This is a genomic window from Methylosinus sp. sav-2 (assembly GCF_004366495.1).
In the GTDB taxonomy this organism is placed as follows: Bacteria; Pseudomonadota; Alphaproteobacteria; order Rhizobiales; family Beijerinckiaceae; genus Methylosinus.
This window is the reverse complement of sequence record NZ_SOEJ01000015.1, coordinates 50,695-63,141: the sequence shown is the minus strand read 5'-3', so window position 1 is coordinate 63,141 and position 12,447 is coordinate 50,695. Positions and strand designations below refer to the sequence as shown.

14 protein-coding genes are annotated in these 12,447 nt (G+C 65.9%); 1 reads left to right on the top strand and 13 read right to left on the bottom strand.

Translation table 11 applies throughout. The features are described from left to right. Positions 1-21: 21 nt before the first annotated feature. From EDE12_RS18405 to EDE12_RS18345, 13 genes are all read right to left on the bottom strand, one after another. Complete coding sequence (locus EDE12_RS18405; protein ID WP_245267463.1) at positions 22-369, bottom strand: hypothetical protein; 348 nt, start codon at positions 367-369, stop codon at positions 22-24. Positions 370-448: 79 nt separating this feature from the next. After that, positions 449-1,189 carry a transglycosylase SLT domain-containing protein gene (locus tag EDE12_RS18400; protein ID WP_245275730.1) on the bottom strand — a complete coding sequence of 247 codons (741 nt, stop codon included), beginning with the start codon at positions 1,187-1,189 and terminating at the stop codon, positions 449-451. Then, positions 1,186-1,560 (bottom strand): YbaB/EbfC family DNA-binding protein, encoded by a 375-nt coding sequence (locus tag EDE12_RS18395; protein ID WP_134188214.1) that lies wholly within the window; start codon positions 1,558-1,560, stop codon positions 1,186-1,188. The genes EDE12_RS18400 and EDE12_RS18395 overlap by 4 nt, the downstream gene beginning before the upstream one ends. A gap of 196 nt (positions 1,561-1,756) precedes the next feature. Continuing rightward, positions 1,757-2,215, bottom strand: a complete 459-nt coding sequence (locus EDE12_RS18390; protein WP_134188213.1) for a hypothetical protein — start codon at positions 2,213-2,215, stop codon at positions 1,757-1,759. After that, the gene (gspM, locus tag EDE12_RS18385; RefSeq protein WP_134188212.1) at positions 2,212-2,763 is read right to left on the bottom strand and encodes a type II secretion system protein GspM; all 552 of its coding nucleotides are present in this window, start codon (positions 2,761-2,763) and stop codon (positions 2,212-2,214) included. Before gspM ends, EDE12_RS18390 begins: the two co-directional genes overlap by 4 nt. 4 nt (positions 2,764-2,767) lie before the next feature. Then, a complete protein-coding gene (locus EDE12_RS18380) occupies positions 2,768-3,811 on the bottom strand; it encodes a PilN domain-containing protein (protein ID WP_134188211.1) in 1,044 nt (347 codons plus the stop codon). 5 nt (positions 3,812-3,816) lie between these two features. Next, positions 3,817-4,770: a type II secretion system protein GspK gene (locus EDE12_RS18375; RefSeq protein WP_026598261.1), complete on the bottom strand. Its 954-nt coding sequence runs from the start codon at positions 4,768-4,770 to the stop codon at positions 3,817-3,819. After that, a complete protein-coding gene (locus EDE12_RS18370; RefSeq protein WP_064032708.1) occupies positions 4,767-5,528 on the bottom strand; it encodes a prepilin-type N-terminal cleavage/methylation domain-containing protein in 762 nt (253 codons plus the stop codon). The genes EDE12_RS18375 and EDE12_RS18370 overlap by 4 nt, the downstream gene beginning before the upstream one ends. Positions 5,529-5,534: 6 nt before the next feature. Next, a complete protein-coding gene (locus EDE12_RS18365; RefSeq protein ID WP_024881710.1) occupies positions 5,535-5,972 on the bottom strand; it encodes a prepilin-type N-terminal cleavage/methylation domain-containing protein in 438 nt (145 codons plus the stop codon). Beyond that, a complete protein-coding gene (locus EDE12_RS18360) occupies positions 5,962-6,414 on the bottom strand; it encodes a prepilin-type N-terminal cleavage/methylation domain-containing protein (protein WP_245275731.1) in 453 nt (150 codons plus the stop codon). The genes EDE12_RS18365 and EDE12_RS18360 overlap by 11 nt, the downstream gene beginning before the upstream one ends. Further along, entirely contained in the window at positions 6,392-6,877 is a 486-nt protein-coding gene (gspG, locus tag EDE12_RS18355) for a type II secretion system major pseudopilin GspG (protein ID WP_026598264.1), read from the bottom strand. Before gspG ends, EDE12_RS18360 begins: the two co-directional genes overlap by 23 nt. Then, positions 6,874-8,079: a type II secretion system F family protein gene (locus tag EDE12_RS18350; RefSeq protein ID WP_026598265.1), complete on the bottom strand. Its 1,206-nt coding sequence runs from the start codon at positions 8,077-8,079 to the stop codon at positions 6,874-6,876. Before EDE12_RS18350 ends, gspG begins: the two co-directional genes overlap by 4 nt. Positions 8,080-8,083: 4 nt before the next feature. After that, positions 8,084-9,745 carry a GspE/PulE family protein gene (locus EDE12_RS18345; protein WP_026598266.1) on the bottom strand — a complete coding sequence of 554 codons (1,662 nt, stop codon included), beginning with the start codon at positions 9,743-9,745 and terminating at the stop codon, positions 8,084-8,086. 482 nt (positions 9,746-10,227) lie between these two features. On the opposite strand from EDE12_RS18345, the gene gspD reads away from it, so the two are divergent. Further along, on the top strand, positions 10,228-12,318 hold the full coding sequence (gene gspD, locus EDE12_RS18340; protein ID WP_245275732.1) for a type II secretion system secretin GspD: 2,091 nt from the start codon (positions 10,228-10,230) through the stop codon (positions 12,316-12,318). The last annotated feature ends 129 nt before the right edge of the window (positions 12,319-12,447 follow it).

Below are 12,447 nucleotides of genomic sequence, written 5' to 3'. Positions count from 1 at the left end.
GTCCATGCGAGAGCAGCGACTTCAACGTCGCAACATCGGCGATCCGGCGCTGACCGTCGGCTCGCGGTAAGGGACAGCCGAAATTCCGAAGTTCCGCCCATACTGCTGGCGTATGGCCGGCAGGTTGACGACGCCGGTCTTCAGGTCGGACGATCGAGCGTCTACGGGAGGCGCCTCGATGATCGGGCGGACGCGCTCGACGTCGCGCCTCAGCCGTCGATTGAGGCAGCCGAAAGCCAAGTCGCCGCCGATTTGAACGTCGACGCAGGTTCGAGCCTCAGCCATCGGCGACGCTGCGCCGCCGATGATGATTTCTCCATTCGGCGCCGCGACGTCGTTCGCATGACACGGCGCGACGAGCGGCATCATCAGAATAGCGAGACCGAGACATCTCATGCTTCGTCCCTTCGAACGATCGATTTTTAGCCACGGCCGCCGACGAGAGGCCTCACCGCAACCGCACGGCGTTTGCGTTCGCTTGTATGACGATATGATCGAGGCGCGTGTTGATCGCGTCGAAATCGAGCTCGGCGCGGCCAGACGCCGCGAGGCAATTTCGACGACATCCGACGACGAGCGCCGAGCGGAGTCGAGACGGCGCCGCGTCGCCGAAGGTAGCGATCGGAACGATTCCGGCGACCGGATAGCCACGCGCCATCAGCTTGGCCCGCACGGCGAGGCAATAATCGACGGAGCGATGCGAAAAGCGCGTCTCTCCATGGCCTGCGCGATATTTCATGACCGCCGTGCAGAGATCGCCGCCAGCGAGCCGCCAGGCGCCCGCGAGATATTTCACGCCATAGCGAATATTGGTCTCGGGAACGGCGAGCCGCTCCATCCGACCATCGAATCCCAGCGCTCGCGCCGTCGAGGGCAGCACTTGCATGAGGCCGATCTCGCCGACCGAGCCTAAGGCGCTGGGATCATAGCCGCTCTCGACGGCCATGACGGCGTCGGCGATCTCGCCCGGCATTCCGGCGCGGCGCGCTTCGCTTTCGGCCAGCGCGCGATAGACGGCTGGCGAGCCCGGCCGCGCCGCCGCCGGTTCCGGCGCCTTCGCCGAGCCTCGATCGTTCGTCTCTTCGGCCGCGAGAGGCGAGGCGACCGCGAGCGCGCCGAGCATCGCCGCGGCGAGCAGGCAAGCCGCGCGCGCTTCGGCCGCGCTCCGACTATGCGTCCCGCCGCTCAATTCTTCGCCTGCAGCGATAGTTTCAAATGCAGCGGCTGCGACATATCGGCCGGCGGCGGCGCGCCCACCTCCTGTCGCGTCAAAAGCGCGCGCAACGCCTCCGCATCCGCGGGATCGAATCCCTCCAAATCGACGCGCTCGACCGTCCCATTCGCCAAAATCCAGAGACGCGCCACGATGGTCGACGACGAGGCGTTCTGCTGCGAGCGCGCTTCCAGAGACATTCGCAGCCGGCGGGTCTGCTCGCTGTCCTGGCCGAGCCAGTCCTGAACCCGACGCCCCACGAGCAATGCGTAATCCCGCCATGCGGCGGGAGCGCCGTCCGCCGAGTGGTAGGCGGCGGCCTGCGCCGGCGCAGCCCCGTGGAGCAAGGCGCTCGCCGCGACGAGCCCAAGGCCTAGCCGTTTCGCGAGAGCTTCCGTCAATCTATAGAGCGGCGATCGTCTGTGTTGCGACATTGCGACTCTCGTCGTCTCGTGAATATGCCCACATGCGGGCGCGATCTATTCACGAGACGATGCACGAGAGCCAAACCCGAAGCGTCACCGTAAAATTTCTTTCGAAAGTTCAGCGCTGCGCATTCTTGCGCGCGGTCTTCGTCGTCACGCGCCTCGTCTCGAACATGGCGAATGTCTTGCTGCGCTCATCCTGCCCAAAAATGATCCGCGTCGGTTCTATCCGTGTTATTTTCCAACCATTTATATCGTCGCCGACGCGAGCGGCGCGAACCTTGTCCATCGGATTGGGCCGGATGAAGGCGCGCGTTCCTCGCGCGTCGGTCAGCACGCCGAGCAGCACGACGGTCGGCGGCTCGGGCGGGGGCGGCGGCGGCTCGGCCTCGCGATGCGCCGTCGGAGTCGGCGGCGGCCGGCGGCTCGGCGAGAACAAAGGGCGGTCGCGCGTCGCGGCAAAACGCTCGAGCGGCTGGCGCGCCAGCGGATTGGCGTCGACGCGGGCCGGCGTCTCCTGCGCGGGGACATGCGAGGCGGCGAGAAGGGCGAGAGCGACGAGCGGCGAGCGTCTCATGACGCCGTCCGGCGCCAATGGGCGCGAAGGTTCAAGGTGACGCGCAGAAGCGGCTGCGAGCCGCCGCGTCGCGCCCCGTCCAGCGGCTGGAGCGAGAACGCCTCGACGAAGACATAAGGCGTCCCCGCCTCCAGCTCATAGAGCAGCGCCTGCAGCGCCGAGAGCTCCATGTCGAAGGTCGCCTGCAATTGGACGGCGTCGGCCGCCTCCTTGCCCATCGGCGGCGGGGCGTTGGATGAGGTCAGAGCGGCGTGCTGGGCCGCGACGAGGCGCGTGACATAGGCCTGCAATTGCGCGCCGGCGAGCGCCGCGGTCGGCGCCGCGAGAAACGCCGCCTCGGGCGCGACAGCCCGGTCTCCCGGGCCGCCGGCGCGCTTTTGCGCCGCTTCGAGCCGCGCCAGCGCGTCGCGACGCTGGGCGTTCTCCTCGGCCGCGCCGCCACGCCCACCGAGCGCGAACAGCGCCGCCGCCCCGCAGACGAGGACGAGCGCCGCCAGCGCGCCGAGCGCCGCGCCTTCTTCGCGATTTATCGGAAGATCGAGCCGCATCGCATCATCCTCCCGCCGGAGTGAGGCGCGCGGCGACACGCGCCTCTATGCTGAATGTGAACAGCCTGCCGTCGGGGCCGCGCGTGGTCGGCGCAAAGAAGCGCACCTGCGACAGCGGCCCGGAGGCTTCGCATGCGGCGATCAGCGCCGGCGCGTCCTCGGCGAGGCCGATGAGCCGCAGCTTATCGGCCTCGAGCCGAAGCTCTGTCAGGTAAGCGCCGTCCGGCAGGCTGCGCGATAGCGATTCGAGGAGATGAACGGCGGAAATCGATGTTTCCTTGCGCGCCCAGGCGCGCTGCTGTGGCGGGAGCGCCGCGATGATCCGCGGGTCCTCGCCGGCGCGCGCCTGCTTCTGCATCGCGCGCGCGCGCGCCGTCAGCGTTTCATTCTCGTCTTGCAGCGAGACCGCGGAGATTGCAGCCCAGAGGCCGACGATGGCGCAGATCGCCACATAGGCGGCGACGCCGCCGCCTATGGCGAGGCGCAGACGCCCCCGGCCCTGCGCCGCCTGCCGCATATTGCGGGACCACAGGACCACGGAGGCCTCGCCTTCCTGCGTCGCGACGACCCTGTCGACCGTGAGGCCACGCGCGGCGAGTTCCGCGCAGGCCGTGTCGATCTCGCCGCGCGAGACGATAGAGACGCGCACGTCGAGGCTGCCCGGCTGCGCGCCGGGCGCGGCGGCGAGCCCGTAGACGATTTCCGCGACCGGCCAGGGCGACAGGCGATCGAGCCGATTGTCGACGACGCCGCTCATGAACTCCCGCGCCTTTTCCGGCAGCGTGATGCGGCGCGTCACAATGCGCTCCTGCGGCCATTCGAGCAGCACGATCTCGCTGCGCGCGCGGCGTTGGATCTCCTCGGGAAAGGCGCCCGCCTCCGCGGCGATGAACACCGACGCGTCGGGGTCCACGCCGGAGCGAAGGCGAAAGCCATCGATCTCGCGGGAAACGAGAAGGGCCCCGCGACCGCGCCAAATCTCGTGCAGACGTTCGGCGAGCTGCGCCAGCACGTCGATCCAATGAATGAGGAAATCTACGCCGAACATGAATTTCACTCGAAAAATCGGCGTTCGCCGGCGTCGATCGGCGTCGGTTTCTGCTCGAAGAAGAGCACACGATAAGGCTGTCGATCCTTCGGCAATATGACAATGACCGCTTCCGCCGCCGCCGCATATCCATCCGCGAGGGCGACCGTGATCCGCAGCCGCGCCACCGAACGGGTCGCGAGCTTGGCGTAGCGGGCGGCCGGCCCGAGAATCTGCTCGATCCGCGCCGGCTCGATCGGAGAAGCGCTCCGCGCTTCGAGCAGCTGCTCGACTTTGGCCTCGGTCATCTCGGGCAAGGCGCGCAGGATCTGCGGCGGCGCCGTCGCGGCGTTCACCGTCGCGGCGCCGAAGACGGTCACATAGGGGGCGACGAGGCCCACATGGGCCGGCGTCACGGCGGGGATCTGGGCCAATTGGTCGACATTGGTGAAGACCTGCTCCAACTCCTGCTTTTCCGGCGGCTTCTCGCCCGGCTGCGGCTTCGCCGCGCTGGGATTTTCGCCTTGCTGCGGCGGCGGTTCGGCGGTCTCTTTCTGAGCGGCCGTCTTCAGCTGACCGTCGCGCCACAGCACGATGGCGCGAGCGACCTCATTGGCGTCGGGCGCGCCGACCTCGGCGAAGAGCGAAGCGAAAACCTCCACCGGCGCCTTGTTGATGTCGATCCTGCCGAGCTCATCGCCGAGCCGCACGCGCGCGGCGCCCGTCGAAAGGGAGATGCGCGTCTCCACCGGCCTCAGCGGCCGCCCATGATATTTGGCGAGAAGGTCCGCCCCGGCTTCCAACCCCGCGGTGAACAGCGCCTCCGCCTGCACGCGATCTCTATCGACGGCGAGAACGCCGGCGAAACCGCGAAACCCCGCCCCCGCCGCCATCGCGAGGGTCGAAAGCAGCGCGATCGTCCACAACACGGCGACGAGCACGACGCCGCGGCGCGGATCGAGGCGGGAGCCGCTTCTCATGTCGGTTCCTTCGCCGGTTCTGAAGCTTTCTTCTCGCTCGGCGCAGCGGTCTTGCCTGGCATGCAGTCGCCCCCCTCGCGCGCGCAGGCGGCGGGCGCGTCGGCCCATAGGACGAATTGCGCGCCGGCGGCGAGATCGGCGCCGGTCACCGGGTCGGCGAGACGCAAGCGCACGACGCGCGGCAATTCCGTCTCCTCCGTCCATCTGTCGGTCCAGGCGAGCGCGCCGCGTGCATCCATGCGCGCGAAGTCGAATGAAATGTCGTATCGGCCTTCGAGCAGCGCCACTGCGTCTCCCGCCGCCTCGGCGACAAGGCCGGCGCGCGGACCGAGCCAGACGGAACGCCGGCGCACCAGCCGCGTCACGCCGTCGCGCAGCGGCTCGACCTCGAGAGTCAGCGCTTCCTCCCGCGCAGCGCGGGCGCCGACGGCGCTCCCGGTGACGAAGACGATGCGCCCCGGCCCGCCCTCGAAAGCGACGGGCGCCGCCCTTTTTTCCTTGCCCTTCGGCATTTCGATGCTCCCCGCGACGAAGCGCGCGGCGCCGAAATCGCGCGACAGACGATCCATCGCCAGCGCGAAACGTTCCGCCTCATTCACGCCGAGCGCCCCGCGATCGAAATAGAGCGCCACATGATGGACGAGCGCCGCCGCTCCGAAGATGATGGCGGCGGCGACGGCGAGCGCCGCCAGCGTCTCCACGAGGGTGAAGCCGGCGCGACGCCCTCTTTCCTCCAGCGAGCGGCTTCTGGCCATCATGCGCTCCTATCGCTCTTTTGCGAGACGGATCGTCTCGGCGGCGATCGACTGGCCCTCCCCCCAGGAGACGCGCGCCGCGACCCGATAGGCCGCCCATTTCGGCGCGTCACTCTCGTCCTTTTCCTTCGCTTTCTCGTCCTTTCGAGGAGCCGGATCGTCGAAGACCGGCGTGTCGAGAAAGATCGGCTTTGCGTCGATCCGCCAGCGAAAGCCGCCGGTCTCGCCATCCTGCGTTTTTGCGCCGCCCTCGCGGTCGAAAGGCGCCTCGATGAGTGAGCGCAACAGAAGCGCCGCGTTCACCCGCCCCTTGCCGCTCGCCAGAATGCGCCGCCCTTGAAAAAGATGCGGGCCGAGCGCGCCGGCGAAGGCGACGAGCACAGCGAGAGCGACCAGCGCCTCGATGAGCGTGAAGCCCGCGCGCAGGCGCTTCGCGTCACGGCGCATGGATCGACACGCCGCCGGTGAACCAGTCGATGCGCACCTCATAGCGGACGCTTTCCCGCTCGAAGGCGAGCGCCGCGCCCGTGGACGCGCCATCCGGCTCGAAGCGGACCACCGGCCGCAACGAGCCCGCGCCGCCGTCGACGCCGAGCAGCGCCACTGCGACATCGGCGGGGACGCGCACCGAGCCGCCGCTCTCGCCCAGCAACGCGCGCTTCTCGCCGTCCAGCGCCACATGACGGGGCCTGCCGCTCATCATCGCGCCGAGCCGCTCGCGCCGCAGCAGCGCCGCCACGTCGATCGCCAGCGCCTTCAGCCGCGCCCGGCCAGACGCCGGCGCCAGCGTCACGGCGAGAGCCGAAATCAGGGCGATGATCATCATTACCGCCATCATCTCGATCAGCGTGAAACCGGCCCGCCGCTCAATGGTCCGCATTGGCGACATTGGGATGTTCTATGTTCGAAATATCGGCCGCGGTTCCGACGCCGCCCTCCTGGCCGTCAGAGCCCAAGGACATGATTTCGTAAGGCGGATTATGGTCGACCGGGAAGCGATATTGATAAGGCTTGCCCCAGGGATCATTGGGAACGCGCCCGCCTTTCACATATGGCCCGCTCCACACGTCGACGTCGCTCGGACGCTGGACGAGAGCCGCGAGCCCTTCTGAAGCAGACGGATAGCGACCGGCGTCGATATAGAAGAGATCGAGCGCGGAGGCGAAGCTCTCGATCTGAAGCTTCGCCGTCTTGACACGCGACTCGCCGAGATAATTCAGCACGCGCGGCCCGACGAGTCCGAGAATGAGGCTGATGATCGTCAGCACGACGAGCATCTCGACGAGAGTATAGCCGGGACTCGCAGCGCGAAGCAGGCGTTCCGCGCGCTCAGGAGGACACATTCTCTTCATAGGGCGAGCTCCGTTATGCTGAGAAGCGCGCTCATGATGGAGACGACGAGCGCGCCGACAATGACGCTGACGAAAATAATGGCGATCGGCCCGATCGCTCCCATGAGACGGTCGAGGCCGAGGTTTAGCCTATGCTCGTAGAACTGCGCCGCATGGGCGGCGATCGAGGCGAGATCGCCGGTCTCCTCGCCAACGCGCAACATTCGGACGGCGAGCGAAGGCAGCAAGTCCGTCTCGGCGAGCGCCTCCGCGAAGCGCCGACCGCTGCGCACCTGCGCGAGCACTTTGTCGATCGCGGCGATCGCCGCCGGATCCGCGACGATGTCGCGCAGGATTTTCAACGCCGTCGGCAGTGGCACGCCATTGCCGACGAGAAGACCGAGAGCGCTGATGAGGCGCGTCGTACGTGCGTCTCGCATCGGCCCGGCGACGCCCGGCGCTCTCGCAAGAACCGTGATCGCCCGGACGCGCGCTTCTTTTCGGCTGAAGATCAGCCAGAGAAAAAAGGCCGAGGCCGCGCACCCGGCGAGGAATGAATAGAGATTGGCGTGCAGCCACGCCGAAGCCGCCAGCACAAAGGCCGCGCCGCCGTTGAGACGATCCCCGATGTCTTTGAAGACAGGCTCGAATTGCGGCACGACATACACCAGGAAAAAAAACAGGATGAGAATAGCCGAACCGATGAGAAACAAAGGATAGCGAATGGCGGAATTGATCCGTTCGCCGAGCAGCTCCTTGCGGGCGCGATCCTCGACGATGGCGCGCAGCACGGGCTCCAGCCGGCCCGACGCCTCGCCCGCCCGCACCATGGCGACATAAGCCGGTTCGATGATCGCGGGATGACGCTCGAGCGCCTCGGCGAAACTATCGCCCGCGGAAATCGTCGCGCGAAGCGCCTCCGCGAAACGCATCATCGGCTTGCTCGCGTCCTCCGCCAGCGTTTGCAGCCCCGCTTCCAAAGTCAGGCGAGAGCCGATCAGCAGCGCCAATTGCCGAAGGAAGATCGTGACGTCGCGCGGCGGCGGAGGTTGGACGCCCCCCGAAAGCGCAGTGAGCCGCCCTTTGGCCGCGAGCTCCGCCTCTATGGGCATATGGCCGAGATATTCGATGCGACGAAGCACTTCCTCGCGAGTCGGGGCCTCGACTTCGCCCGAGACCACCTCTCCGGCCGACGTCACTGCGCGATAACGAAACTGCGGCATAGGCTTACATGCTCATGGTGACGCGGAAGACTTCGTCGATGGTGGTGAGACCGGCGCGGCATTTGGCGACGCCGTCTTGCGCCATGGACGTCATGCCTTCGCCGCGCGCGACCGCCTCGAGCTCGCTCGCATCGGTCTTGGGTCCGATCGCCGCGCGCAGCGTGGGGGAGGCCTCGATGACCTCGAACACGCCGCGGCGGCCGCGGAAGCCGGTGTAATTGCACCATTCGCAACCTTTGGGACGGTGCAGCGTCTCGCCTTCCACAAAGCCGAGCGAAGCATAGCGCGCGTCCTCCGCAATATCCTGCGCCGTCAAGAGATGCGGCTGCTTGCAATCTGGACAGAGGATGCGCACGAGGCGCTGGCCGATGATCGCGCGAACGCTCGAGGCGAGCAGAAAGCTCTCGACGCCCATGTCGATGAGACGGGTGATCGCGCCCGCCGCCGTATTGGTGTGCAGCGTCGTGAGCACGAGATGGCCGGTGAGCGCGGCGTGGACGCCGATATGCGCCGTCTCGGCGTCGCGCATCTCGCCAACCATGATGACGTCGGGGTCCTGGCGCAGAAAGGCGCGCAGCGCTATCGCGAAGGTCAACCCGATACCGGGATGGACCTGCGTCTGATTGACGCCGGGAACCTGATATTCGACCGGATCCTCGATCGTCAGAATTTTCCGCGTCGGCTCGTTGATCTCGGCGAGCGAGGCGGCGAGCGTCGTCGTCTTGCCGGAGCCGGTCGGCCCGGTCACGATGATCATGCCGAATGGCGCCTGGAGATTTCGCTTCAATATATCGCCGTCGCGCTGCGACAAGCCGATCTGATCGAGCGCGACGACGCCCGAGCCCTTGCGTAGCAGACGGATGACGGCGCCCTCCCCATAGAGGGTCGGCATCGTCGCGACGCGAAGATCGATCTCGGCGCCGGCGACGACGATGCGCGCACGCCCGTCTTGCGGCAGGCGCCGCTCCGTGATGTTGAGCCCGGCCATGATCTTGAGGCGGGAGAGCAGCCCCTTGGCCATGCTCATCGGCGGCGCCGGCGTCGCTTTCAAGAGCCCGTCGATGCGCAATCGCGCCTGCAATGTTCCGGCGAAGGGCTCGATATGCAGATCCGTGGCGCGCTGCTCTACAGCGAGTCGCAACAGATCGTCGAGAGCGCGCACCACGGGCGCGCCGCGCGCGAGATCGCGCAGATCGTCGAGATCGTCGGAGCCGGCCTCGGCGATCTCCGTCGCGGACGCCGCCTGCTCTTGCCCGCATGCCGCCGCGAGCGCGGCGTCGATCTCGTCTGCGGTCGCCACCGCGATTCTTGCCTTGCGCTCCAGCGCGGTCTCGATGGCGAGCAGCGTCTCCTCCTCCACTGGCGCGGCGACGGCCAACAGAAGACCGCCGTCGTCGTCCGCGAAGGGAAAGAGACGCTCGTCCTTCAAAAAACGACGCGAGAGACGCCCACCGGCGAAATCATCGGCCGGGAGCTCGCCGCGCTTGATACGCGCGCAGGCGTAGAAATCAGCGAGTTCGTCAGCGAAGTCGGAAGGAGTCAAACGGGTGAGGCTCGCCCAGTCTATCTCGCCGGCCATGTCGCGACCGCGCGCGCTTTCGAGCGCCTCGGCCTCACGCACGACGCCCTTTCGGGAAAGATGCTCGAAAAATGCAATTTGAGACATGAAAGACCGCCGAAGTCAGTGCATCGAGCAATACGCTCAAGTAGAGCCTCGAGTTTTGACGGCGGCATGACAGCCGCGCGGTCAGACGCCAGACTCCGGCCACGGTTTCGTTGCCCCTCTGTCACACAAGCGTGCGATTGCATTGCAACGTCAGCGAAAGCGCAAGTTTATTGGTAGTCGAATTTGTCGATCGGAGTCGCGTTGTGTTTTGTCGTACCAAGCGCCGGAGCGCCGGTTCATTTTCTTCCGCGGCCCGGCGCTGGCTGGTCGCAGCGGCCCTGACGATGTCCCAGGGCCTGCTGCAATCTTGCTCATCGCCCGAACAATTGACCGGCGTCGGCCCGGGCGACAGCGTCGACTCCATCCGACTCGCCGATTTGACCGCACGCTTTCCGCTTCTCGCCGATTACTCTCGGCGAGAGTCGCAAAAACCACCGATGCTCTTTCCGGCCCAAAAGGGAGCGACGAAGGCCGCCGAGCCGATGGCCTCCGCATCGCCGGCCTCCGGCGCGACCGAACGCGGCGACGGCGTCGAGATCAACTTCGATCAGGCAGATGTCCAGACTGTCGCAAAGGCCCTGCTCGGCGACGCCTTGGGACTGAATTTCGTCGTCGACGCGCGCATCACGACGCCGATAACGCTCGTCGCAGCAGCCCCGATCGCGCGCAAGGACGTTCTGCCCGCATTGGAGAGCGCTCTACGAATGTCCAATGCGGCGCTCGTGCGCGACCACGACGTCATCCGCATCATGCCGATCAACGAGGCCAATGGCACTGGCCCAGTCACATTCGGCGCGGATCAGCTGGGATTTGGCGTCACCATCGTCCCGCTGCGCTATACGTCCGCAGCCGCGGTGGTAAAGGCGGCCGAAAATTTCGTGAGCCGCCCCAACATGATTCGCGCCGACTCGGCCCGCAATTTCATCCTGGTGCAAGGCTCGACGAACGAGCGACACGCGGTCCTGAGCATGATCGCTGGCCTCGACGTCGAGTGGATGCGCAACCAATCCGTCGGCGTCTATCCCCTGAAATCGACGTCGCCAGCGACGCTCGTCCGCGAGCTCGAGCAGATTTTCGAGACGGGGGAAGGCGCGCAAGGCGCCGGCGCGGTGAAATTCCAACCCATTTCGCGCATGAACGCCGTTATGGCGATGACGCAAAGTCCGCGAATGCTGGAGCGCGTCACGCTATGGGTGCGGCGTCTCGATCGTTCGGACATGACCGGCACGACAGTGCGCATCTATCGTCTCGAAAATGGCAACGCCACCAAAATCGCCAAAATTCTCAATGAGATTTTCGTTGGCAAGGGCGCGGGGTCGTCGACGAGCGATACCGCGACCAGCCAGATCGCTCCAGGCGCGAGCGCGGCTCAATCCAAGCTCGACTCTGTGTCCTCAGGTAGCGCTTTCGGCAACAGCAACAACGCCAACAGCTCTAACGCGCGCCAAGCCAGCGGCGCAGGCGCAGGCCAGGGTGGCGGCCAGATCGCCGCCGCCTTCGAGAATTTCAACGAGAAGAAGGAGGCCGACGCAGAGACCAAAAACGATGCTTCCTCGCCCGGCAGCCTACCCCGCGGTGTTTTTCAAAATGTCCGCATCACGGCCGACAGCAGCAATAATTCGATTATCGTCTACTCCAACCAGGACGACTATCGTGTCATCGAACGCTCGCTGCGCGAGCTCGACAGGCCACAAATGCAGGTGGCCATAGAGGCGACGGTCGCCGAAGTCTCGCTGACGGACCAGCTGCAATATGGGGTGCAATATTATCTCGGCAACGCCACCAGAGCCAATGCGTCGCAGGCCAATTCGTCCGCCTCCTCGACATCGACCTCGAGCTCGTCGTCGTCCGACACGACGTCCAGCTCCTCCACCGCGAGCGTCGTTTCGAACCTCGTCCTCCAGCGCGTCCTTCCCGGCTTCAATCTGGTGCTCGGTCCGGAGGCGCGACCTCACCTCATTTTGAATGCGCTTTCGACGCTCACCAGCGTCAAGGTTCTGTCGGCGCCTTCGCTCGTCGTCGCGGACAATCAACCAGCGCTTCTCCAGGTGGGCCAGGAAATCCCGATTTCGACCGGCACGGCGAATATCCTCACGAACGCCAACACTGTCGTCAATTCCTTTCAGATGCGCGACACCGGCGTGATCTTGAAGGTCTGGCCGCATGTCCACGGCAATGGGACGATTCAGCTCGAAGTCGAACAAGAGATTTCCAATGCGACGAGCACTAGCCTGACGCCGACCATCTCCCAACGACGCGTGCATTCGACTATTTCGGTAACGAGCGGCCAGACTGTGATGCTCGGAGGCATGATCAGCGAGCAGGATAACAGCACATTGGACGGCCTCCCGATTCTACGCCGCATCACCTATCTCGGCGATCTGTTCGGCAATACGGACAAGTCCAAAAGCCGGCAGGAAATCATCGTCTTCGTCAAGCCTCAGATCATTCGCAACGGCTTCGACGCGCAAGGCGTCTCGGAGGAATTCCGCTCGCGGCTCGAGTCGATGCGCAGCGTGGCGGCCGTCGCGCCCGCCTCCGAGCCGTCGCCCGCTCGTCGTATCCGCAAATAAACGACGCCTTTCATCCGATTAAGGCGTTCCCTGAGCCGGACGCGTCGGCGTCGTATCGGCGGCGGCCTTGTGCTCGCGAACGAAATTCCATCAAATCGGCAAAAATCGCGCGTCTGTCATTGCCGGGTC